This is a genomic window from Agrobacterium sp. LAD9, assembly GCF_003031125.1.
GTDB classification, from domain to species: Bacteria; Pseudomonadota; Alphaproteobacteria; order Rhizobiales; family Rhizobiaceae; genus Agrobacterium; species Agrobacterium radiobacter.
The window spans coordinates 111,672-132,417 of sequence record NZ_PHGS01000004.1 but is presented as its reverse complement, the minus strand read 5'-3'; the positions used below and the strand labels follow the sequence as shown (position 1 = coordinate 132,417).

Here is a 20,746-nt window from a genome sequence, read left to right as displayed (position 1 = left end):
TCCGCTGCGCCAATTGTGGCGGCCACCTCGGCCACGTCTTCCCGGACGGCCCGCCGCCCACCGGTCTGCGTTATTGCATCAATGGCCATTCGATGGTGTTCGAGCCGGTCTGATAAAGCTCAGGGTGAAAGGCCGGCTGCCATTGCCGGCCTTTGCCGCTGAAAAGGCTGTCTCGACAGCCGGACCGGAGAGTGAGATCATCGCCGTCTCATTCCTTCCGGATCACCGCCATGACACTCGAAACCATCCTCATTTTCATTCCCGCCTGTTTTGCCCTGAACATGGCTTTCGGGCCGAACAATCTGCTGTCGATGACAGTGGGCGCGCGCTACGGCATGGCGACGGCGGTGATGGCGGCAAGCGGCAGGCTGGTCGCTTTCGCGGGCATGATCGCAATTGCAGCACTGGGCCTCGGCGCACTTTTGATGGCCTCCGAGATGATGTTCTCGCTGATCAAATGGATCGGTGTTCTGTATCTGCTGTGGATCGGCTTCAAACTCATCCGCTCAAAGGCTGAGGTTACCGCCCCTGACGTATCCGCGGGCAACGGCAATGTTCTCAAAACCTATCTGCGGCAGGAGTTTTTCGTCGCCTCCGGCAATCCCAAGGCTATTTTGATCTTCACGGCCTTTTTCCCGCAATTTATCCAGCAGGACGCCTATTGGCAGAGTTTCGCCACGCTTGGCGTGATTTTCCTGCTGCTCGAGGTGGTGGCGATTGCCGTTTATGCCTTTGTCGGTTCACGACTGTCCGGTCTCATGCGCAATGCGCGCGCCTTGAAGCGCGTCAACCAGATCAGCGGTTCCATGATGATGGCCTTTGGCGTCATGCTCGCCTTCGCCCGGCGTCCGGCCTGAAGGGAAACCGCCTAGCCTGCTAGCCTAATTTCAGCTCCATGCAGGTCAGGTCCAGCCAGCGGCCGAACTTGGTGCCGACTTCCGAAAACCGGCCGACGACCCTGAAACCAAGGCTTTCATGCAGGCGGATGGAGGCGATGTTTTCCGCCTCGATGGCGGCGATCAGCACATGCACGTCGTTGCCCGCGGCATGATCGATCAACGCCTGCATCAGCTTTTTGCCGATGCCGTGGCCGCGCGCATCCTTTTGCACATAGACCGAATGTTCGCGGGTATGGCGATAACCGTCGAAAGCGCGCCAGTCACCGTAGGAAGCGTAGCCTGCGACCTTGCCGTCGAGGATGGCGACGATGACGGGAAAGCCGCGTGACTTGCGGGCGGCGAACCATTCCTTGCGGTTTTCCAGATCGACCAGCACGTCATTCCAGATCGCCGTCGTATTCAGCACCGCGTCGTTATAAATCTCCATGATGCCGGAGAGATCGTCCACAGTCGCATCGCGCAGTTCCACCGTCATTTTATCTTTCGCCCTCGTCGTTCCCGAAAGCGTCACTGCCTGACGCGATCCCCACGACCCTTAAGCGATGAGGTGGCGCAATGTCCAGCGCCTCACTCGCCTGTCGAAAACGTGGGCTTCAGGATGCCAGCGGAACGAGGCTGAACGAGGTGACCACGGCGAAATAGTGAACCGCGGCGGCGGAAACCACGAAACCGTGCCAGATGGCATTCTGGAACCGCAACTTTTCCCAGACATGGAAAATCACGCCGAGCGAATAGATGACGCCGCCGGCAACGATGAGCCAGAGCGTGACCGGCGAAAGGTGTGTCGACAGGGGCTCGACCACCATGATGCCGCTCCAGCCCATGGCGAGATACAGGCCGATGGCGACCCGGTCGTAACGGCCGGGAAACAGGCATTTGAGCACGATGCCGCAGAGTGCCGCAAGCCAGATCAACCCCAGCATGACGGCAATCAGCGGATCGTCGATACCGCGCATCAGAAAGGGCGTATAGGTGGCGGCGATGAGGATGAAGATCGCCGAATGATCCAGCCGGCGCAGGAACCATTTCACCCTGGAGTGCGGCCAGATATTATAGGTGAAGGAGACGGAAAGACAGGCGACAAGGCCGAGACCGTAAATCCACGCGGCGGCGATCGCGCTGAGGCTGCCCCACGCCATCGCGTAAAAAATCAGCGCCGTCGCGCCGATAAGCGCAAACACGATGCCGACCCCATGGACGATGCCATCGGCGACAATCTCGTGAAAATCATACTGGCGCCCGAACCGCCACATCTCGCTCATGGTCCATTCCCGTCTGCGTGCTTTCATCAAAGCATGGAGCCAATATTAGACAGGAACAAGACAGCGGCCGGTTAACGGCAATCAAATTGCGTTCGAGACTGTTGCGAAAAGAGAGGTCCGCCGTTTTCCCTCATTCCTGTGCTTTCACAGGAATCCAGCCGAAGCGCGTCTGCGCGGCGAAAGGACTCTTCCCAGCCCAAGGACTTGGTCTGGCTGGATCCCTGTGACAAGCACAGGGATGAGGGTGAGAAAGGGCGGACGCAACATGTCACCACGAAAATATTTCACAAAGCTGCGGCGCATTCCTGGCAAAACGGCGTATAGGGCACCGCCTTCAGCCGATCCTCCGAAATCTTCTTGCCGCATTTGACGCAGGTGCCGAAGGTGCCGCTCGCGATGCGGTCGAGTGCGGCGTCGATGGCGCGCAACTCGTCCTGACCCACCTGCCCCAGCTCGTCCAGCACCTCGTCATTGCTGCGTTCGCTGGCGCGATCCTCGTCATCGGGATTGCGAGGCTCTTCGAAATCGGCCTCGATCTTGTGCAGGCGGCGATAAAGCTCGCGCTGGCGGTCACGCAGGATTTTCTCGTAAGTTTCGACATTCATGGTATTTTCCTCCAGCCGGTGCGGGCGGAAAACCCGCCCGCAACCCAAAAACGTCAAGCTTTTATCGATCCACCAGCACCGAGCATTTGGCGTGGCGCACGACGCGGTCGGCGGTGGCGCCGATGAAATAATTGCTGAAATCAGGCGTGTGCGACGCGATGATGATGAGGTCAGCCTTGTGTTCCTCGGCGGCGGCGATGATCTCGCGCGCGGGTGCGCCGCTTCTGATTTCCTGGCTGCCCTTGAAACCGGCCCTGGTCTTGAGGTCCGAAAGCTTGGTCTTGGCGTCCTTGATGGCGTTTTCGATCAGGTCGACAGGCAGATCGATCGCCATATAGCCCGGCAGTTCCTCGACAACGTTGATGAGAACGATCTCGCCGTCCGGATCCAGCAGCGCCTTGGCCTTTTCGAGAATCTTTTCCCCCTTGTCGGTGGCGCTGAGGTCTACCGGTACGATGATCTTCTTGTACATGGCTGTCTCCTTTGGCTTGATCCGCCGTTTAGCGTGTCGGGCTAGACTTATATTTCCCCGCCCGCGCAGCCTTCACCTTGATCGAAGTCAAAGCCGGAGCCGGGCCCGAACGGGGCATTGTCAACGAATAGTGGACAGTCAATCGCCAGACGGTGATCTTTGCTGAACGACGAAACCAGCCCATATTCGCCTTCGACAAACGCCGCAAAGCGGCGTCGGCCGATAGTTTCGGCGACCGATCCGCCCCGGGGCGCTTCGGATTCAATATGGAGATCATGATGAGTGAAATCAAACAATTCGCCCTGACGCGGCCGGCCTATGTCGGCCAGGCGCATCTCGTCGTTCACGATCTGCCGCGCGTTTCGGATTTCTACCAGAAGATCATCGGCCTTTCCGTTCTTGAAAAGAACCCTAGCGGCGAAGTGCTTGGTATCGGCGGTCAGCCGCTACTGACACTTTCCACCTCCAGCACGGCGGAACGCGCGCCGCGCAATGCCGCAGGCCTGTTCCACACGGCCTTCCTGATGCCGAGCCGGGATGATCTGGCCCATTGGCTGGCGCATGCCGCCCATAACAATATCCAGTTTCAGGGCGCATCCGACCATCTGGTGAGCGAGGCAATCTATCTCGCCGACCCGGAAGGCAACGGCATCGAGGTCTATCGCGACCGTTCGCCGGATGAATGGACCTACCAGCCTGATGGCACGGTTGAGATGGCCACGCTCGGCCTCAACTTGCAGGCGCTTTATGACAGCGCGCCGAAGACCGCATTCACCGGTGCTGCTGATGGCACCGCCATCGGCCATATCCATCTGCAGGTCGGCAATATTCCGCAGGCGGATGAGTTTTATCAGGATGTGCTGGGGCTGAAGATCATGGCGCGGTATCCGGGTGCGAGTTTCTTCGGCTCCGGGGCCTATCACCACCATGTGGCCGCCAATATCTGGAACAGCCGCGGCGCTGCGGCCCGCAAGGACAATATGACCGGCCTTTCCGGCTATTCGCTGAAATTCAACGAGCAGGCGGCGCTCGACACGGCTGTTGCCGCACTCGACCGGCTGGAAATCGCCACCGAAAGGCAAAGCGACGGCATCGTCCTCAGAGATCCCTGGGGAATTGGGCTAAAGCTTTCCGCCTAAAGCAAAAAGGGGCGGCAGAAATTTCTGCCGCCCCGGAACCGCCACATTTTTCGAACGTTTGTCACCTTATTGGGGGACCGTTCGATGAATGAAAATGCCAGGCCGGAGAAGACCGGCAGCTTGGTCAGCACCGGGGCAAACGCCGGCGCCACCGCCGGAAGCATTCCGGCAACAAGAGCGGACCCGCTGGAAGTACCGGCTTCCGCCCCACGCCGTGACGATGCGCGCAGCCAGCAGCCGCTTGGCCGCGAAGCGCTGGATGTGGTCGTCGCCTGGTCGGTGATCGGCATCTTCCTCATCATGCTGATGGCGGTCATCCACGAATTGTCGCTCATCCTCATTCCGGTGGTGATGGCCATCGTAGTCGGCATGATCCTCGGCATCGCCGCTGAAAAACTCGGCTCCTACGGCATTCCCGGTTTCGGCGTTGCGCTTATCCTGTCGAGCCTCGTGGCGGCGGTGATGTTTTTCGTCATCAATTCGCTGACCGAGCCGCTCTCGCTCCTCGCTTCCGAAGGCCCGGCGCTGATTGAACGCAGCATCGATCGTTTCCTGCCCTATCTGCAAAGCCTGCGATGGCTGAATATTTCGGCGGCCAGTTTCAGCATGGGGTCAATGTCGATGGAATCGCTGATTTCGCGCAGCGGCGAGATCATCTCCGTGCTCGGCTCCAACATCACCCCCGCCGTCATTCAGGGCCTGATCTTCCTCGCCGCGCTGCTGATGTTTCTCTATAGCCGGCTGCGGCTGCGCAAGGCGATCATCATGGCCTTTCCGGCCCGCCATCAGCGGCTTCGCACCATCCGCATCATCGGTTCGGTGGAAGAGGTGCTCGGCACCTATTTCGCCACGGCGGCGCTGATCTATGCCGGGCTTGGGGTGACGATGGTGGTCATCGCCTATTTTGGCGGGCTGGCCATGCCGCTGCTCTGGGGGCTGTTTGCCTTCCTCTCCAGCTTCGTGCCGTTTCTCGGCATCACCGCCATGACGATTTCGCTGACGGTGGCAGGCATCATCACCCATGACAACATCGTCCTGGCGCTTCTGCCGGCGGCGATCTTCTTCACCATTCACCTGCTGATGGAAAACCTCGCCTTTCCGGCGGTCGTTGGCCGCAACATGGAGATCAACCCCTTCCTCGTCTTCGTGATGATCATCTTCTGGACGTGGATGTGGGGGGCGGCCGGCGCCATGCTCGCCCTGCCGCTGTCGCTGATCGCGATGACGGTGACGCGGGAGCTATTCCCCTCGCGCCGGGTTGTGCCAAACTTGCCTGCCTAGCCTTTTCCGAAAGGCGCATCAGGGCCGCTCAGGAAGCGAGCGGCATACCTTCGCGGGTTGCCATGCGGCGCTCGTGCTCGATCAGCCATTTCTTGCGCCACAGCCCGCCGCCATAACCGGTCAGGCTGCCATCCGCGCCCAGCACCCGATGGCACGGGACGACGATGGCGATCTGGTTGGCGCCATTGGCGCGGGCCACCGCGCGCACGGCAGACGGCCTTTCCATGGTGGTTGCGAGCGAGGAATAGCTGACAATCTCCCCCGCCGGAATTTCCCGCAGACTGCGCCAGACATCACGCTCGAAGGGCGTACCGTGACCGGCAAGCCGGGTTTCGAAGGCGGCCGAGCGGCCAGCGAAATAAGCCTTGAGCTCCGCTTCGATCTGGCCGGTCACCGCCGTACGGCCGAGCACCATATCCGCGCCGGTGCGCGTTTTCAGCCGCTTCAGCTCGGCGGGAAGTGCCGGCCGGTCAGCAAATTCGAGGAGATGCAGGGCATGATCGTCGGCGACGACGAGCATCGGGCCGATCGGCGTATCGATCCAGTCGCCCCTCAGGAACCCCTTGCCCTTCATGGCCATGGGTGAAGCGCCGAAGAACTGGTTGATGGCGGCGCGGAAACCGCTGCCGGAATCGTAACCGGCATCGATCTGTGCACCGATCACCGCTTCGCCGGAAGCAATGCTCTCCGCCGCATCGCCCAGCCGGCGCAATCTCGCGATTTCCAGGAAGCTCATGCCGAAACGGCGCTTGAAAGTGCGGCGCACGGTGGAAGGATCATGGCCGAGCGCCACCACATCCTCCTCGCGCCAGCGCCGCGCCGGTTCGTTTTCCAGCGCCGTCAGCAGCGAGGTGACGGTCTCATCGGCGGTACCGTAGGACAACATCGGCTTGCAGCGTTTGCAGGGGCGGAAACCCGCCTCCAGGCATTCGGCGATGGTCTCGCGGAACCGGCAGTTCTCGATCTTCGGTTTGCGCGCCGTGCAGGTGAAACGGCAGAAGATCTTCGTCGAGGTCACGCAGACATAGGCCACGCCCTCATAGGCGGGGTCCTTGTTCACAAGGGCTGAATACAGCGTTTCGGTGTCGGGGCGTTTGAATAGCATCATGGGGAGGATGCTAACGCAAATTCAAGCGGCATGCCGCCGAAAAACGGGCGTGGATGTGGCTCATTTCCCTCATTCCTGTGCTCGTCACAGGAATCCAGTCGGCGCGCGTCTGCGCGGCGAGGAAAATCCTTTCAGCCCAAGGACTTGGGCTGGCTGGATTGCTGTGATGAGCACAGGAATGAGGAAGAAGCTTCCCCTTCAATTCCCCGGCGGCGCAAAGGACGGGTCGTCCAGCCTTGTGAAAATCACGCCGCGCGCCTTCAGCGCCAGAAGGCCTTTCACCACGCCCTCACCCGCTTCATGGGTGGGCTGGTTGACATGGGAGATGATGACATCGCCATCCTTGGCGGAAGCGATGTGTTTCGCCGTCGTGGCCGCACCCAGCAGCGAGCCGCCATCGCCATTCACGGAATAACCCGCCACCCGCATGCCGAGCCGGTTGATGGTGGCCATGGACGAGCCTGTGTATTTCGCCGTCGCCCCCCGGAACCATTGCGGCTGGATGCCGGTAGCGGCGACGATCGCCTGACGGCCGCCCTCCACTTCCTGCTCGACCGCGGCTTGCGAACCGGCGGCGGCAATGCCGTAGATGGAAACGGGCTTGTCCACCGCCGGCACATGGTTTTCGCCGTGATTTTCGATCTCGAACAGATCCGGATGCGCCATGAGCGTGGCCAGCGCCTCGCTGTTATGTTTCAGCCAACGGGCGGTGACGAAGATCGTCGCGGGAATGCGCTCGCGCACCAGCGTATCGAGGATGCGGTGATCGGTCTTGCCCATGCAGGCATCCAGCGTCATCGCCACCCGCACCCTGCCGTCATGCTGCGGCGTCATTTTCAGCGACGGCTCGACAAGGCCGGTTCCCGCAAAAGCGGCTGAAGAGGCGGAGAGAAACAGGGCGGCAATGAAGAGGCGACGCAGCATTTTATGTTCCGGAGTGTGAAGAGGTGGCAATCCGCCTGCAAAGCGCCCGAATTATGGCGCGGTTTCCAGCACGGACAGGGCTTCCAGCGCCTCTTCCACCCGCTGGCGTTCGGCGCTGGTGAGCGGCAGGATCGGCCGCGGCGGTTCGCTCACCGTCAGCGATAGGATATTGGCGGCGGCGTAAACAACGCGGATGCTGCCGAATTCCCTGAACAGCGCCCAGAGCGGCTGGAAGGCCGCATCGATCCGTTTCACCTCTTCCGCATTGCCGGCCTGAGCCGCCCGCATCAGCCGCAGGGCCGGAACCGGCAGCAGGCCGGCAACGACGCTGTACCATGTGTCGCCGCCGGCAAGTGTGGCGTCCGCACAGCCCCAGTCGCCGCTGTAACCGATGGCGAAATCCTCCGACAACTTGGGGCGCAGCCGCGCAAGTTCGCCGGCATAGTCGGAATCCGCCGGCAGCGGCATCTTGATGGCGCGGATATTCGGGATATAGGCGAGCCGCACCAGAAGCTCGTCGCTGAAAGTAAACCGGGTCGTCGTCGGGTTGTTGTAGATGGCGAGCGGCAGGGCCGTCGCGCCAGCCACGGCGGCGAAATGGTGATAGGCCTCTTCCTGCGTCAGCGGCGTGTAGGACACGGGTGCCAGCAGCAGCGCATCGGCGCCAGCGGCTTCCGCATCCGTGGCAAGCGCAACGGCCTCATCGGTGCGCAAAGCGCCGACACCCGCCATCAATATGCGCCTGCCCTTAAGGATGGCGGCGGCGGCCTCGATGGCGCGACGTCTCTGTTCCCGCGTGAGATACATATAGATGCCGGTGCTGCCGAGAATGCCGATGGAATCGACCGCCGCAGTATCCAGCCGCTCGATCAGGGCCGAGAAGGCTTCAACATCGACCCGCCCCGCCTCGTCGGCCGGCGTAATCGGAAAAGCCGAAAGTCCCTTGAATCGTCTCGTCATGTCTATGCCCCTCACTTCGATCGGAAGTCAGGGTTACAGAGCCGACCGCGCGGCCGCAACAAAAGCGGCGGCTAAACGCTGGCCTGAAATCGAAAAATTCCGTGCTCAGTCATAAAGATACAACTTCTTCCACTGCTCTTCGGGAATCTTGTCCCCCACACGGTAGTCGAAGGACTGGATGCTGAGGCTGTCGCTCTTCAGCTGGCACTTGTATTTGAGCTTGTACCATTCGCCCGCGCTTCTGAAGACCGCACCCGGCGCCTTGATGGAGTTCTTGCCCACTTCCGGGTCGCCGAACGTATAGGCGATAACCTTGTCCGGCCGCATGCCCTTTTGCTCTGTCGCTATCCTCTCCATCGCCTCGATATCGCAGCGCTGCTCCAGGCGTTCTTCGGGGGCCAGCGCATTCAGCTGCCGCATGACGCTGGCGTCGATCGCGAAAGCGGGGGTGAAGGCCTGCAGGCTGAGGAAAAAGGCAGAGAGGGCAGCGGGAAGAAGCTTTCGCATGGGGTCCTGTCAGTTTTTTCGTTTGTTCTTGTCGATCGCGGCAGGCCGGACGGCCGACGCGCATCATCGCCGATTTGCCGGATATTGCCAAAATGTGATCGAAAGCTGACGAAATTGTGCCCGAGCCGCATTCCGCCTGTGGAGATTTGAAACTTGATCGGCCGCAAGCCGCACTCTACATCTTGGTGCCGCCCAAGAATTTTTACAGGAAAGCGAGTTTCCCTTGCCGATTTTCAAGAACCTGCCCATTGCCCCGACCGCCGAAAAACGGCCCGTCCAGGATACGCATCACGGCATTACCCGCACCGACGATTACGCATGGTTCCGGGCCGATAACTGGCAGGCCATGTTCAAGGACCCCACCCTGCTCGACCCGGCCATTCGCGCCCATCTGGAGGCGGAAAACGCCTATATGGAAGCGGCTATGGGCGACACCAAGGCGCTTCAGGAAAAGCTGTTCGAGGAAATGAAGGGCCGCATCAAGCAGGATGATTCCTCCGTTCCTGTTAATGACGGGCCTTATGCCTATGGCACGCTGTTCGTGACCGGCGGTGAGCAGCCGCATTATTTCCGAACCCCGCGTGATGGCGGCGAAAAACATGTTCTGCTTGATGGTGACAAGGAAGCGGAAGGCAAGGATTATTTCCGTCTTGCCGGCCTCGACCAGTCCTCCGATCACAGTCACGGCATCTGGGGGTATGACGACAAGGGTTCGGAATATTTCACCCTGCGCATCCGCAATCTCGAAAGCGGCGAGGACCTTGCCGACGTCGTGGAAAACACCGGCGGCGGCGGCGCATGGGCGCCCGATGGCAAGAGCTTTTTCTATACGCTGCAGGACGAAAACCACCGTCCTTCGAAGGTTTTCCACCATATCATCGGCGAGCCGCAATCGGCCGACCGGCTGGTTTATGAGGAAAAGGATCCCGGCTTCTTCATGGGCGTCGGCGCGTCGGTGCTCGACGATTTCATCTTCATCGACATTCACGACCATGAGACCAGCGAATACCGCATTCTCTCCACCAAGGACCTGATGGCTGAGCCTGCTATTGTGGCGGAGCGCGAAGAGGGGATCGAATATTCGATGTGCGAAGGCGGCGACGTTTTCTTCATCCTCACCAATGACGGCGACGCCAAGGATTTCCGCATCGTGGAAGCGCCGGTCACCGCGCCCGGCAAGGAAAACTGGAAAGAGGTGGTTCCGCACGAGCCGGGCCGCCTGATCCTCTCCGTCGACGCCTATGCCCGCCACCTGATCTGGCTGGAACGCCGCGACGGCCTGCCCCGCATCGTCATCCGCGACCGCCGCACCGGCGAGGAACATTCCATCGCCTTTGCCGAAGAGGCCTATTCGCTCGGCCTGCATGGCGCGGCGGAATATGACACCGACGTCATCCGTTTCTCCTATTCCTCGATGACGACGCCGAGCCAACTGTTCGATTACGACATGGTGACGCGTGAGCGCACGCTTCTGAAGACGCAGGAAGTACCATCAGGCCACAATCCGGATGACTACATCACCCGCCGCATCATGGCGCCTGCGCATGATGGCGAGCTGGTGCCGGTCTCCCTGCTCTATCGCAAGGACGTGGCGCTCAACGGTTCCGCCCCGTGCCTGCTTTATGGCTACGGCGCTTACGGCATCACCATTCCCGCCTCCTTCTCCACCACCACGCTGTCCTTGGCCGACCGTGGTTTCATCTATGCCATCGCTCACATCCGCGGCGGCAAGGACAAGGGTTTCGAATGGTACGAAACCGGCAAGATGGAAGCCAAACAGAACACCTTCAAGGATTTCATCGCCGCGGCTGACCATCTGGTTCAGGAAGGTTTCACCTCCTATGAGGGCATCATCGCCGAAGGCGGTTCGGCCGGCGGCATGCTCATGGGGGCTGTCGCCAATATGGCGCCGGAGAAATTCGCCGGCATCATCGCCGCCGTTCCCTTCGTGGACGTGCTGACGACCATGCTCGATGACACACTGCCCCTGACCCCGCCGGAATGGCCGGAATGGGGCAATCCGCTGGAATCGGAAGAGGAATACGGCTGGATCGCCGCCTACAGCCCCTATGACAATGTCGGCGCCAAGGCCTATCCGCCGATCCTCGCGCTTTCCGGCCTTACCGATCCGCGCGTGACCTATTGGGAGCCGACCAAATGGGTGGCGAAGCTGCGCGAAAGGACAACGGGAGAAGCGCCCATCCTGCTGAAGACCAACATGGCGGCCGGCCATGGCGGCAAATCGGGCCGTTTCCAGCGGCTGGAAGAAATCGCCTTCGAATACGCCTTCGCGCTGAAGGTGGCCGGCAAGGACGCCGTGTGACGGCCTGACATTAAAACGGGCGGCGATTCCGTCGCCGCCCGACCCATGAGAGATAAAAATACCCACAAAAATCATCTTTTCGAACATTTATTCCAGAAAATATCGATTGTATCTTTTCTTTAAATTTCACTTGTTACGACATTGGATTTTTATTTCTAGTTATTGCAACTAATAATATATCCAACTTAAATCAGAATAACTCTCATGTATTATTTTAAATAAAGAAATGTTCCAAAAATCGAATTCATGGCTGCGATGCGTCATTTCGCGTTGCAATATCACTTTTTGGCCGTATTATGCCGGTCGTTGACATATTCATGCGCCTTTTCGCCGCTTTTCTTGCGGCAATGCCGCAGCGTGTTCTGCGGATATTCTTCTCGCCGTAATTTTTCGGCTTTTCCACGCGCCATGTCAGTTCGCCCTTGGCAATCCGGGCTTTGCAGTGCTCCCGCTTTGCCAACTGAAAACACTGCATCAGACTTGGAGGTCTCCTATGAAGAAACTCCTGGCCTCGACCATTCTCGTAACGGGCTTTACCGTCGCTGCTGGTGCAGCACATTCCGCCAAGGCCGCCGATAGCTGCGGCAGCATCACCATCGCCGAAATGAACTGGGCATCCGCGGGTGTCGCGGCTTATGTCGACAAGTTCATTATGGAAAACGGCTATGACTGCACGGTCAATGTCGTCACCGGCGACACCATGCCGACCTTCGCTTCCATGAACGAAAAGGGCCAGCCGGACATGGCGCCCGAATTATGGGTGAATGCCGTGCGCGAACCGCTCAGCGCCGCCGTCAAGGACGGCCGCATGATCGAGGCGTCGAAAATCCTGAGTGAAGGCGGCATCGAAGGCTGGTGGATCCCGAAATTCATCGCCGACGCACACCCCGACATCAAGACCGTCGAAGACGCGCTGAAACATCCCGAACTCTTCCCCGCCCCGGAAGACGCCAGCAAGGGCGCCGTGCATAATTGCCCGTCCGGCTGGAACTGCCAGGTAACGACCGCCAATCTCTACAAGGCGCGCGAGGGTGACAAAAAGGGCTTCACCCTGGTCGACACCGGCTCGGCCGCCGGTCTTGATGGCTCCATCGCCAACGCTTTTGAAAAGAAGCAGGGCTGGCTCGGCTATTACTGGTCGCCCACCGCCATTCTCGGCAAATACGAGATGGTGAAGCTGGATGACGGCGTTGAACTCGACCGCGCCCATTTCGACGAATGCACGGCGAAGGTCGATTGTGCCGATCCCAAGGTCAACGCCTATCCCGTGGCGGACGTCTTTACGGTCATCACCAAGGACTTCGAAGGCAAGGCCGGCGTGACGATGGATTACATCAAGGCCCGCAGCTGGGACAACAAAACGGTCGCCGAAATCCTTGCCTGGATGGATGAAAATCAGGGCACCAACGAGGACGGCGCGGAGTATTTCCTCGAAAACCATGAGGACATCTGGACGAAGTGGGTTCCGGCCGAGGTGGCGGAGAAGATCAAGGCTTCGATGTGATTGAAGGCGGGGTTGGCGCAAGCGTCGTACCCCCCTCTGCCCTGCCGGGCATCTCCCCCTCAAGGGGGGAGATCGATCTGAGGCGAGACCTCGCCCCACTCCAACTCTGCGGATGATGCGATGCGGTTCGTCTTGCCGATCTCCCCCCTTGAGGGGGAGATGTCCGGCAGGACAGAGGGGGGTGCCCCAGCCTCCGTTGCCCGCCGCCCACCCCCAAAACCAAAGGGAAAACAACAATAATGGCCCTCTGCAATTACCTGCCGGACATGCTCTGCAAGTTCCCGGCCATCGACAACTCCACGATGCGTGTGGCACGCAAGACCATCGATGACGGTTTTCGCGACATCGTGCGCAATTACGGCGATGCGATCGACGTGGTCGTGCATCCGCTGCAGCTGTTCCTCAATGCCTCGGAGCGGCTGTTCATCCAGACGCCGTGGATCATCACGATGCTGGTCATTCTGGCCATCGTGCACCTGGCCGGGCGCAGCCTGAAGATCACCGGCGGCACCGCCATTTCCCTGCTCATGATCGGCGCCGTCGGCCTCTGGCGCGACGCCATGACGACGCTCTCCATCGTCGCCATCGCCACCCTGATCGCCATCGTCATCGGCCTGCCGCTCGGCATCCTGATGGGACGTTCGGAACGCCTGCAACGCCTCATCAATCCCGTGCTCGACGTGATGCAGACCCTGCCGAGCTTCGTATATCTCATCCCCGTGGTGGTGATTTTCGGCATCGGCAAGGTTCCGGGCCTGATCGCAGTGGTGATCTACGCCATTCCGCCCGTCATCCGCCTCACCAGCCTCGGCATTCGCCTCGTGGATCGGGAAGTACTTGAGGCGGCCGACGCCTTCGGCTCCTCCAATGGCCAGAAGCTGTTCAACGTGCAGCTGCCGCTGGCGTTGCCCACCATCATGACCGGCATCAACCAGACCATCATGATGGCGCTCGCCATGGTCGTTGTCGCCTCCATGGTCGGTGTCGGCGGGCTCGGCAAGAATGTGCTTCAGGCCATCAACAACCAGTTCTTCACGGTGGGCTTCCTGAACGGTTTCGCTCTGGTCGCCATCGCCATCATGTTCGACCGGGCGAGCCAGGCTTTCGGCAAGCGCCTGCAGAAATACCGCGAGGTCTCCCATGGCTAAAAGCATCGAAATCAGGAATCTTTACAAGATCTTCGGCAGGCATCCCGAGAAATACCTCCAAGCTGTGCGATCAGGCATGGACAAGGTCGAACTGAACGACAGACACAACCACGTCCTCGGCCTCAACAACATCAACATCACCATGCCGGGCGGCAAGATCACCGTCGTCATGGGGCTTTCCGGCTCCGGCAAGTCGACGCTGATCCGCCACATCAACCGGCTGATCGACCCGACGGCGGGTGAAGTTCTCTATGACGGCGAGGATATCTGCGGCATGAGCACCTCGGCGCTGCGGCAATTCCGCCGCCACAAAACGGCGATGGTATTCCAGAAATTCGGCCTTCTGCCGCATCGCACCGTGCTGGAAAACAGCGTTTACGGCCTCGATATTCAGGGCGTGCCGCGCAAGGAGAGCGAGGAGAAAGGCCGTTATTGGCTGAATCGTGTCGGCCTGGAGGGGTATGAGGATTATTATCCGAACCAGCTTTCCGGCGGCATGCAGCAGCGTGTGGGCCTTGCCCGCGCGCTTGCCAATGACGCCGATATTCTCCTGATGGACGAGGCCTATTCGGCGCTCGATCCGCTCATCCGCGTCGATATGCAGACCATGCTGCTCGATCTGCAGCAGGAGCTGAAAAAGACCGTGGTGTTCATCACCCACGATCTGGACGAGGCTTTGCGGCTCGGCGACCATATCGCCATTCTGAAGGATGGCGAAGTGGTGCAGCAGGGCGACGGCCAGAGCATCATCCTCTCACCGGCGGATGGTTACGTCACCGACTTCGTGCGTGACGTCAATCGCAGCCGTGTGCTGCAGGCAACCACTGTCATGGAACCGCTCGAAAACCGCCCCGAAGGCATGGCCGTGCCGGAAAACGCGACGCTGGAAACAATCGCCCGCGACATGTCGGAAGCCAACGAGACGACCGCCCATGTGGTGGACGAGGACGGCAAGCCCGTCGGCAGCATCGGTCTCGACACGCTGGTGGCCGCTATGGTGACGCCCGCGCCGCAGGAGGCGGAGGTTAAGGTGGAAGCGGCGGAGGAACCGGAGAAGCCCGGGGAAACGGTTGTTCCGGTGGAGAAAGAAACGGCTTGATCCGGCATTCCGGGAGCTGACTAGCCTTGCCGCACACTCCACGTCATCCTCGCCCTTGAGGCGAGGATCCATTTTGCGCCAGTAAGTCCCCGGTTATGGATCCTCGCCTCAAGGGCGAGGATGACGTGGAGTGTGCGGCAAGGCGTATTTCAGTGCCAGCCTTGAGCCCAGGTGTCAGCGTCCAAGTGCCAGCGCCCACATGCTCTCCCTCGCCGCCGTGCGAAATCAGGAGATAGCTACCCCAGTGCCGCCTTCAGTCATGCAAAAACGAAGCACTACTTCGCCGGCTGTCAACCCTCGGCGATCGCTGCAGCGCAGCAAGCGCAAGTTTCGGACAAGTCCCCGCCGTTAACTATTCGTTAACTTTTGAACGCGGAATCACCGACATGCAGATTGAAAGCAATATCGGCGGATATAATTACCAGGGGCGTGTTCGCGAGCTTGAAAAAGCCGGCGGCGCGCAGAATGCGGCTGAAGAACAGGCCGTCAAACGCAGCCCCGGCAACCCGACCGTTTCCAGCACCATTCTTTCCCAGTCGCTGGCCAATGTGCTGTGGGCCGTCGGCAATGGCAGCGCGCCCGCTTATCAGGATACGGCCGCGGCTTCCGCCGAGGACAAGGCGGAAGCACAGGCGGAATGGGTGCGCAGCGCCTATTCGGAATATACCGAATAAACGATTCCAATCAGGCCCTTGCCGGGCTCACTTCCACCGTCACATGGGACAGTTCATGTATGACGGCAAGTTTCTGCTTGTAGAAAGCCGGCGCCTTCGGCGCCTGCGAATGGATCGCCACGATGGCGGCGTGATGCCCCGGCCCCACCTGCCAGACATGCAGGTCGGTGATGCGATCCTCTTCCGTCTCCACGCTTTCACGGATTTCCTGCGGCAAATCCTCCGCCGGCGGCAGCGCGTCAAGCAGGGTCGTCGCCGTGGAGCGGATCAGCCCCCATGACCAGCGGGCAATGACCAGACCGCCTACGATACCCATGGCCGGATCAAGGAACGACCATCCGTTCCATTTGCCAAGCAGCAGCGCGACGATGGCGAGAACCGAGGTCAGCGCATCCGCCAGCACATGCAGATAGGCCGCGCGCAGATTATTGTCCCTGCCGCCCTTTGCGCCGGGGTCAGCATGGTGACCGGCATGCGAGCCATGATCATGGTGGGCGTGGCTGCCATGGCCGTGATGGGCATGCGAGCCGTGGGCGTGTCCATGCCCATGATCGTGGTGATGATCATCCTTCAGCAGCACGGCGCTGAGAAGATTGACGGCAAGGCCGATGATGGCGACGAGGATAGCCTGGTTGAAATCGATTTCGACGGGATTGAATAGGCGCATAGCGCTTTCCACGGCAATCAGCAGCGCCACCACCGCCAGCACGATCGCGCTGGCAAAACCCGCGAGATCGCCGAACTTGCCGGTGCCGAAGGTGAAGCGCGGGTTGCGCGCCTCACGACGGGCATAAAGATAAGCCAAGGCCGAAATCAGCATCGCGCCCGCATGGGTGGACATGTGCCAGCCATCCGCCGTCAGCGCCATGGAGCCGTACCAGTGGCCGGCAACGATTTCCGCCACCATCATGGCCGCAGTCAGCGCAATGACCATCCAGACGCGCCTCTCATTGCGCTCGTGGTTCTGGCCGAGGAAAACATGGTCGTGACCGGCTGCTGCGCGGTGTTCGGATGTCGTCATCATGTCGCTCAATCCTGTTTGCTACTGGCCTGTCTGATCTGCTGGCCCGTTCGATTTCACCGGATGTAGGTCTTCAGCACCTGGGCCAGCTCTTCCGCCGCCCGGGCCCGTTCGTCTTCGTTTTCGGCATGCACCACATGCTCATGCAGATGCTCCTGCATCACCTCCCCCGTCAGTCCGGAAAGCGCGCCGCGCACGGAAGCGAGCAATTGCAGCACCTCGCCGCAAGGCTTGGCATCATCAAGCGCACGCTCCACCGCTTCCATCTGCCCTTTCAGGCGGCGGATGCGGGCGAGAAGCTTCTCCTTGTTGCGGATCGTATGGGACATGGGGACCTCATATACTATAGGGGGGTATACTATATGAGCGAGATTTTCCGTTCAAGCCCCGCTTGACGCAATCTTCGCGAATGTTTCGACCCTTAAAAAATCTCCCCATGAAACTTAGGGGACTCAGTCATGACGACTATCGCAGCAACCATCAGCAGCTATCATCCCACTCCGCTCCGGAGCCTTGAGCCGGCGAGAGGCAAGGAAACCCATTCCACCACCGAAGCCCTGCTGGAGCTGACCCGCGCCGCGCATCGCACCATTTCGAGCGTCGAAACCGCTGCCACGGCCATCGCGCCGGCCGCCGCCAGTGCTTCCTTCGGCCTCGCCACAGCACTCTGGAATCTCGACAGCGGCACCTCCACGACAACGCCCGCCCTGGACATGGCCGCATCGGCACAGCCAGAAGCCGCATCCGGCATCGAGAATGATGTCCTCAAAGCGCTCGCCCAGGCGCTTGGCGTGGATGACGCCGCCTGAAACCCATTGAATGGCGGGCTGAAAAGCAATATCTCTAGAGACTAGAGCATCGACTCTGAACGGCGAAGCCACCCCGTTCTCCCGTCTTTGCCCGAGATATGGAGAAAGTCATGCTGTCCATCGGTGAATTGTCCAAACGTACCGGCGTCAAGGTGCCGACGATCCGCTATTACGAGCAGATGGGCCTCATCCGCGAGGCCGACCGTTCGGAGGGTAATCAGCGCCGTTACGAAAAGGCCGACCTCGACCGGCTGGCCTTCATCCGCCATGCGCGGGATCTCGGGCTGAACATCGACGCCATCCGCGAACTGATCGCGCTTAGCCAGCACCGGCAGATGCCATGCGAGGGCGCGGACCGCATCGCTGCCGAACATCTCGCCCATGTGCGAGAAAAGATCGCCAGCCTCAAGAAGCTGGAGCACGAGCTGGAGCGCATCGTCTCCCACTGCCACGGCCATTCGATCGAGGATTGCTACGTCATCCGCGCGCTTTCCAATCATGACATGTGCGAGGGCGAACATTGATCGGAAAACCGGGCTTGACAGATTACGGATTCGGGCGCATTGCATTTCCCATGATCAACGAACGCGCACCCATCTCCTGCTCGTACTTTTGGGCCTACCTCTAAGGGCGGCTCGACAGATCATGTTGTCAACAAGCCGCCGTCAGGCGGCTTTGTTGTTTCTCAAGCGTCCTGACGGCACCGATAAGACCAAAGGACCGAAAAAATGACCGAAGATAGCTCCCTTACACTCGAAAGACCGCCCGTCGTCATCATTCGTGGCGCACGCAAGACGGACTTGCCCGAACTCAACGAGATGATCACGCTGCTTGCCTCCTACCACGGCGATGCGGCGGCGATCACGCCGGCGAAACTGGAACGCGACCTGTTCGGCCCGCTGCCCTGGGTGCATGGCCTCGTGGCCGAAGCCGATGGCGCGCTGATCGGTTACGCCCTGCTTCTGCCGCTCTACAGGGCGCAGGAAGGCCGGCGCGGGCTTGAGCTGCATCATCTCTTCGTGCGTGACGGCCATCGCGGCCATGGCACCGGTCAGCATCTGGTTTCCCGCGCCCGCGATATCGCCAAGCGTCTCGGCTGCGACTATCTTTCCGTCAGCGCCACAACAGGCAATGTCGCGGCGCATCGCTTCTACGAAAACATGGATTTCGCGCCCCGGCCGGTTACCGGCATGCGCTACATGCAGTCAATTGCCTGATTGGCATCAACGGAGACGACCATGACACGGATCGCCATTGCGCTCGCGCAGGATTTTGCTGACTGGGAACCGGCGCTGCTTGCTGCCGCAGCGCGCGGCTATCTCGGCGTCGAAATCATCTATGCCACGCCTGATGGCCGGCCGGTAACGTCCATGGGCGGGCTGAATGTAACGCCTGACACATCCTATGACGCGCTTGATCCTGTTGGCATCGATGCGCTTGTCATTCCCGGCGGTCTCAGCTGGGAAAAGGGAACGGCTGTCGATCTTGGCGGGCTGGTGCACCGGTTTCGCGACAGGGACCGGCTGGTGGCCGGCATCTGTGCGGCGGCGAGCGCGCTCGGCGGCACGGGCGTTCTGAACGATGTCGCCCATACCGGCAATTCGCTGGCATCGCACAAGGCCTATGCCGTCTATAGCGGCGAGGCGCTTTATCGCGACCAGCCGAAAGCAGTCAGCGATCGCGGCATCATCACGGCCGCCGGCAGCGCGCCGGTGAGTTTTGCGGTGGAAATCCTGAAACACCTCGGCCTCTTTGGTCCGGAAGCCGAGGCGGAACTTCAGGTTTTTGCGGCGGAGCATCGCTGAGGCGCAGCCGTCTCGGTTGTTTGCACTCCCTCTACTCCCCGTCATTCCGGCCTTGGGCCGGAATCCAGCCGACGCGCGTCTGCGCGGCGAAAAGAGTCCTCTCAGCCCAAGGACTTGGGCTGGCTGGATCCCGGCTCAAGGCCGGGATGACGGAGGTGAGAACAGCGATGATTATCGCTGATCCAGCACCCGGCAAACACGTGCTGCGTGATCGCCGCCCTCCCCGGCAATCGCCCGGCGAATATCGCGGCTGTTCAAATGCAGGCTACGGCCGGCAGGTAAATTTGCACGTTTTATCTTGGCAAGTGCCGCCGCCACAAAGGCGGCTTCATGGTCGTGGAAAAAGGCAAGAGCCGCCTCTTCTGTAGGGCTCGGCCCCAGCACCGCCTTGAAGGCAAGGCGGTGCACGGCGCAGAAAGCGCCGTGACCGGGAACGGCAAAACGCAGCGCATCGAGTTCCTCACTCCATTCCGCTGCGTCCTGCATGGATTTACGCCTGCTGGAAGCGCTTCAGGAAAAACGCGCTCAATGTTCCGAGCAAAGCCCAGAAAACGAAGCTCGTGATGGTGGCGGCGACGATGAACTGACGCTCCAGCGGCAGCGGCGCCAGCGCATGTTCACCTTCCGGAGGCAGGGGTGCGCCGACCACATGCGGTGCGACGATCAACACCAGCGCCAACACAATGGCCCAGGGTTCGCGGCGGAATGCGATCAGCGCAATGCCGCCCGCGGTTGCGGCAACCGTGGAGAGCCACCAGATCTGCCGCGCCTCAAGTGCGGCGGCCGGGCTGCCCGGCAGTTCCGGCGGCAGGCCGATCATCGGGGCCAGCATGACGGCGGCAAAACCGGCAACACCCCAGAGAAGGCCTTCGCGCCAGCCGCCATTCGTGCCGCGCAGCGAAATAAGGCCGGTCAGGACAAGCGCATAACCGATGGCGGTCAGGACATTGGCGGCGACAGTATAGGCGGTGCGCTCGAAGCCATCGGCCGGAGCCCAGGCCTCGTCATTGTGCTCATGGGCGGGAACCGCAGCACCGGGCGCCGTCGCATCATGGCTGTGAGGCGCCTCGCCACCGGCGCTCTCATAGGTTTCCGCCTGAAGGATGAGCGGCGTGGTGCCGAAAGCCTGCATGGCAGACACGGCAAAGCCGCCGAGAATGCCGACGAGAACGGCGGTAAAGACGATATTGCGAAAAGATGACATGC

At 60.5% G+C, this 20,746-nt stretch carries 26 protein-coding genes; 13 read left to right on the top strand and 13 right to left on the bottom strand.

All coding sequences use genetic code 11. The features are described from left to right. Together DA915_RS04575 and DA915_RS04570 are read left to right on the top strand one after the other, a co-directional pair. Nucleotides 1-113: peptide-methionine (R)-S-oxide reductase (locus tag DA915_RS04575; protein ID WP_192886404.1), on the top strand; the 113-nt coding region annotated here is incomplete at its 5' end. A gap of 117 nt (nt 114-230) precedes the next feature. Next, nucleotides 231-857, top strand: coding sequence for a LysE family translocator (locus DA915_RS04570; protein ID WP_031234473.1), 627 nt, complete (start codon nt 231-233; stop codon nt 855-857). 19 nt (nt 858-876) lie between these two features. Here the strand turns inward: DA915_RS04570 and DA915_RS04565 are convergent, their stop codons facing one another. From DA915_RS04565 to DA915_RS04550, 4 genes are all read right to left on the bottom strand, one after another. Continuing rightward, nucleotides 877-1,374, bottom strand: coding sequence for a GNAT family N-acetyltransferase (locus tag DA915_RS04565; RefSeq protein ID WP_087743582.1), 498 nt, complete (start codon nt 1,372-1,374; stop codon nt 877-879). A gap of 118 nt (nt 1,375-1,492) precedes the next feature. After that, nucleotides 1,493-2,161, bottom strand: coding sequence for a hemolysin III family protein (locus tag DA915_RS04560; RefSeq protein WP_107675262.1), 669 nt, complete (start codon nt 2,159-2,161; stop codon nt 1,493-1,495). A 284-nt stretch (nt 2,162-2,445) separates the two neighbouring features. Then, nucleotides 2,446-2,766, bottom strand: a complete 321-nt coding sequence (locus tag DA915_RS04555) for a TraR/DksA C4-type zinc finger protein (protein WP_003509276.1) — start codon at nt 2,764-2,766, stop codon at nt 2,446-2,448. 61 nt (nt 2,767-2,827) lie between these two features. Continuing rightward, on the bottom strand, nt 2,828-3,238 hold the full coding sequence (locus tag DA915_RS04550) for a universal stress protein (protein ID WP_003509277.1): 411 nt from the start codon (nt 3,236-3,238) through the stop codon (nt 2,828-2,830). A gap of 278 nt (nt 3,239-3,516) precedes the next feature. On the opposite strand from DA915_RS04550, the gene DA915_RS04540 reads away from it, so the two are divergent. Beyond that, nucleotides 3,517-4,377 (top strand): VOC family protein, encoded by an 861-nt coding sequence (locus DA915_RS04540; RefSeq protein ID WP_107675261.1) that lies wholly within the window; start codon nt 3,517-3,519, stop codon nt 4,375-4,377. Between the two features lie 84 nt (nt 4,378-4,461). Next, nucleotides 4,462-5,658: an AI-2E family transporter gene (locus DA915_RS04535; RefSeq protein ID WP_080865999.1), complete on the top strand. Its 1,197-nt coding sequence runs from the start codon at nt 4,462-4,464 to the stop codon at nt 5,656-5,658. Nucleotides 5,659-5,686: 28 nt separating this feature from the next. Here DA915_RS04535 and DA915_RS04530 read toward each other — a convergent pair whose 3' ends face one another. From DA915_RS04530 to DA915_RS04515, 4 genes are all read right to left on the bottom strand, one after another. Further along, entirely contained in the window at nt 5,687-6,766 is a 1,080-nt protein-coding gene (locus DA915_RS04530; protein ID WP_107675260.1) for a bifunctional transcriptional activator/DNA repair enzyme AdaA, read from the bottom strand. 198 nt (nt 6,767-6,964) lie between these two features. Next, complete coding sequence (locus tag DA915_RS04525; RefSeq protein WP_107675259.1) at nt 6,965-7,690, bottom strand: polysaccharide deacetylase family protein; 726 nt, start codon at nt 7,688-7,690, stop codon at nt 6,965-6,967. Nucleotides 7,691-7,741: 51 nt separating this feature from the next. Next, entirely contained in the window at nt 7,742-8,650 is a 909-nt protein-coding gene (locus DA915_RS04520; RefSeq protein WP_020812986.1) for a dihydrodipicolinate synthase family protein, read from the bottom strand. Nucleotides 8,651-8,755: 105 nt separating this feature from the next. Then, nucleotides 8,756-9,157 (bottom strand): DUF930 domain-containing protein, encoded by a 402-nt coding sequence (locus DA915_RS04515; protein WP_003509289.1) that lies wholly within the window; start codon nt 9,155-9,157, stop codon nt 8,756-8,758. Between the two features lie 223 nt (nt 9,158-9,380). On the opposite strand from DA915_RS04515, the gene DA915_RS04510 reads away from it, so the two are divergent. Further along, on the top strand, nt 9,381-11,480 hold the full coding sequence (locus DA915_RS04510; protein ID WP_107675258.1) for a S9 family peptidase: 2,100 nt from the start codon (nt 9,381-9,383) through the stop codon (nt 11,478-11,480). Between the two features lie 244 nt (nt 11,481-11,724). On the opposite strand, the gene DA915_RS28795 is transcribed toward DA915_RS04510, so the two are convergent. Next, on the bottom strand, nt 11,725-11,955 hold the full coding sequence (locus tag DA915_RS28795) for a hypothetical protein (RefSeq protein WP_192886403.1): 231 nt from the start codon (nt 11,953-11,955) through the stop codon (nt 11,725-11,727). A gap of 18 nt (nt 11,956-11,973) precedes the next feature. On the opposite strand from DA915_RS28795, the gene DA915_RS04500 reads away from it, so the two are divergent. The 4 genes from DA915_RS04500 (at nt 11,974) to DA915_RS04480 (ending at nt 15,905) form a co-directional block, all read left to right on the top strand. Further along, entirely contained in the window at nt 11,974-12,984 is a 1,011-nt protein-coding gene (locus tag DA915_RS04500; RefSeq protein ID WP_107675257.1) for an ABC transporter substrate-binding protein, read from the top strand. Between the two features lie 239 nt (nt 12,985-13,223). After that, entirely contained in the window at nt 13,224-14,132 is a 909-nt protein-coding gene (locus tag DA915_RS04490) for a proline/glycine betaine ABC transporter permease (protein WP_107675255.1), read from the top strand. Continuing rightward, on the top strand, nt 14,125-15,231 hold the full coding sequence (locus DA915_RS04485) for a glycine betaine/L-proline ABC transporter ATP-binding protein (RefSeq protein ID WP_107675254.1): 1,107 nt from the start codon (nt 14,125-14,127) through the stop codon (nt 15,229-15,231). Before DA915_RS04490 ends, DA915_RS04485 begins: the two co-directional genes overlap by 8 nt. Nucleotides 15,232-15,617: 386 nt before the next feature. Further along, nucleotides 15,618-15,905, top strand: coding sequence for a hypothetical protein (locus DA915_RS04480; protein WP_003509294.1), 288 nt, complete (start codon nt 15,618-15,620; stop codon nt 15,903-15,905). A gap of 10 nt (nt 15,906-15,915) precedes the next feature. On the opposite strand, the gene dmeF is transcribed toward DA915_RS04480, so the two are convergent. Together dmeF and dmeR are read right to left on the bottom strand one after the other, a co-directional pair. Beyond that, the gene (dmeF, locus tag DA915_RS04475; protein WP_107675253.1) at nt 15,916-16,929 is read right to left on the bottom strand and encodes a CDF family Co(II)/Ni(II) efflux transporter DmeF; all 1,014 of its coding nucleotides are present in this window, start codon (nt 16,927-16,929) and stop codon (nt 15,916-15,918) included. 53 nt (nt 16,930-16,982) lie between these two features. Continuing rightward, entirely contained in the window at nt 16,983-17,255 is a 273-nt protein-coding gene (gene dmeR, locus DA915_RS04470; protein WP_003509296.1) for a Ni(II)/Co(II)-sensing transcriptional repressor DmeR, read from the bottom strand. A 129-nt stretch (nt 17,256-17,384) separates the two neighbouring features. On the opposite strand from dmeR, the gene DA915_RS04465 reads away from it, so the two are divergent. The 4 genes from DA915_RS04465 to DA915_RS04450 all read left to right on the top strand — a co-directional run bounded on the left by DA915_RS04465 (nt 17,385) and on the right by DA915_RS04450 (nt 19,540). Then, nucleotides 17,385-17,735, top strand: coding sequence for a hypothetical protein (locus DA915_RS04465; protein ID WP_080865991.1), 351 nt, complete (start codon nt 17,385-17,387; stop codon nt 17,733-17,735). Nucleotides 17,736-17,845: 110 nt separating this feature from the next. After that, nucleotides 17,846-18,259: a helix-turn-helix domain-containing protein gene (locus DA915_RS04460; RefSeq protein ID WP_003509303.1), complete on the top strand. Its 414-nt coding sequence runs from the start codon at nt 17,846-17,848 to the stop codon at nt 18,257-18,259. Between the two features lie 204 nt (nt 18,260-18,463). Next, the gene (locus tag DA915_RS04455; protein WP_003509304.1) at nt 18,464-18,952 is read left to right on the top strand and encodes a GNAT family N-acetyltransferase; all 489 of its coding nucleotides are present in this window, start codon (nt 18,464-18,466) and stop codon (nt 18,950-18,952) included. A gap of 21 nt (nt 18,953-18,973) precedes the next feature. After that, nucleotides 18,974-19,540, top strand: coding sequence for a type 1 glutamine amidotransferase family protein (locus DA915_RS04450; RefSeq protein ID WP_003509305.1), 567 nt, complete (start codon nt 18,974-18,976; stop codon nt 19,538-19,540). Nucleotides 19,541-19,711: 171 nt separating this feature from the next. On the opposite strand, the gene DA915_RS04445 is transcribed toward DA915_RS04450, so the two are convergent. Both DA915_RS04445 and DA915_RS04440 read right to left on the bottom strand, forming a co-directional pair. Then, nucleotides 19,712-20,026, bottom strand: coding sequence for a hypothetical protein (locus tag DA915_RS04445; RefSeq protein WP_107675252.1), 315 nt, complete (start codon nt 20,024-20,026; stop codon nt 19,712-19,714). 4 nt (nt 20,027-20,030) lie between these two features. Then, complete coding sequence (locus tag DA915_RS04440; RefSeq protein ID WP_003509307.1) at nt 20,031-20,744, bottom strand: CbtA family protein; 714 nt, start codon at nt 20,742-20,744, stop codon at nt 20,031-20,033. Nucleotides 20,745-20,746 lie beyond the last annotated feature (2 nt).

Bases quoted from the DNA above. Each gene is read 5' to 3' on its own strand.
- DA915_RS04570 (WP_031234473.1), top strand. From the start codon at position 231: ATGACACTCGAAACCATCCTCATTTTCATTCCCGCCTGTTTTGCCCTG.
- DA915_RS04565 (WP_087743582.1), bottom strand. From the start codon at position 1,374: ATGACGGTGGAACTGCGCGATGCGACTGTGGACGATCTCTCCGGCATC.
- DA915_RS04560 (WP_107675262.1), bottom strand. From the start codon at position 2,161: ATGAGCGAGATGTGGCGGTTCGGGCGCCAGTATGATTTTCACGAGATT.
- DA915_RS04555 (WP_003509276.1), bottom strand. From the start codon at position 2,766: ATGAATGTCGAAACTTACGAGAAAATCCTGCGTGACCGCCAGCGCGAG.
- DA915_RS04550 (WP_003509277.1), bottom strand. From the start codon at position 3,238: ATGTACAAGAAGATCATCGTACCGGTAGACCTCAGCGCCACCGACAAG.
- DA915_RS04540 (WP_107675261.1), top strand. From the start codon at position 3,517: ATGAGTGAAATCAAACAATTCGCCCTGACGCGGCCGGCCTATGTCGGC.
- DA915_RS04535 (WP_080865999.1), top strand. From the start codon at position 4,462: ATGAATGAAAATGCCAGGCCGGAGAAGACCGGCAGCTTGGTCAGCACC.
- DA915_RS04530 (WP_107675260.1), bottom strand. From the start codon at position 6,766: ATGATGCTATTCAAACGCCCCGACACCGAAACGCTGTATTCAGCCCTT.
- DA915_RS04525 (WP_107675259.1), bottom strand. From the start codon at position 7,690: ATGCTGCGTCGCCTCTTCATTGCCGCCCTGTTTCTCTCCGCCTCTTCA.
- DA915_RS04520 (WP_020812986.1), bottom strand. From the start codon at position 8,650: ATGACGAGACGATTCAAGGGACTTTCGGCTTTTCCGATTACGCCGGCC.
- DA915_RS04515 (WP_003509289.1), bottom strand. From the start codon at position 9,157: ATGCGAAAGCTTCTTCCCGCTGCCCTCTCTGCCTTTTTCCTCAGCCTG.
- DA915_RS28795 (WP_192886403.1), bottom strand. From the start codon at position 11,955: ATGCAGTGTTTTCAGTTGGCAAAGCGGGAGCACTGCAAAGCCCGGATT.
- DA915_RS04500 (WP_107675257.1), top strand. From the start codon at position 11,974: ATGAAGAAACTCCTGGCCTCGACCATTCTCGTAACGGGCTTTACCGTC.
- DA915_RS04490 (WP_107675255.1), top strand. From the start codon at position 13,224: ATGGCCCTCTGCAATTACCTGCCGGACATGCTCTGCAAGTTCCCGGCC.
- DA915_RS04485 (WP_107675254.1), top strand. From the start codon at position 14,125: ATGGCTAAAAGCATCGAAATCAGGAATCTTTACAAGATCTTCGGCAGG.
- DA915_RS04480 (WP_003509294.1), top strand. From the start codon at position 15,618: ATGCAGATTGAAAGCAATATCGGCGGATATAATTACCAGGGGCGTGTT.
- dmeF (WP_107675253.1), bottom strand. From the start codon at position 16,929: ATGATGACGACATCCGAACACCGCGCAGCAGCCGGTCACGACCATGTT.
- dmeR (WP_003509296.1), bottom strand. From the start codon at position 17,255: ATGTCCCATACGATCCGCAACAAGGAGAAGCTTCTCGCCCGCATCCGC.
- DA915_RS04465 (WP_080865991.1), top strand. From the start codon at position 17,385: ATGACGACTATCGCAGCAACCATCAGCAGCTATCATCCCACTCCGCTC.
- DA915_RS04460 (WP_003509303.1), top strand. From the start codon at position 17,846: ATGCTGTCCATCGGTGAATTGTCCAAACGTACCGGCGTCAAGGTGCCG.
- DA915_RS04455 (WP_003509304.1), top strand. From the start codon at position 18,464: ATGACCGAAGATAGCTCCCTTACACTCGAAAGACCGCCCGTCGTCATC.
- DA915_RS04450 (WP_003509305.1), top strand. From the start codon at position 18,974: ATGACACGGATCGCCATTGCGCTCGCGCAGGATTTTGCTGACTGGGAA.
- DA915_RS04445 (WP_107675252.1), bottom strand. From the start codon at position 20,026: ATGCAGGACGCAGCGGAATGGAGTGAGGAACTCGATGCGCTGCGTTTT.
- DA915_RS04440 (WP_003509307.1), bottom strand. From the start codon at position 20,744: ATGTCATCTTTTCGCAATATCGTCTTTACCGCCGTTCTCGTCGGCATT.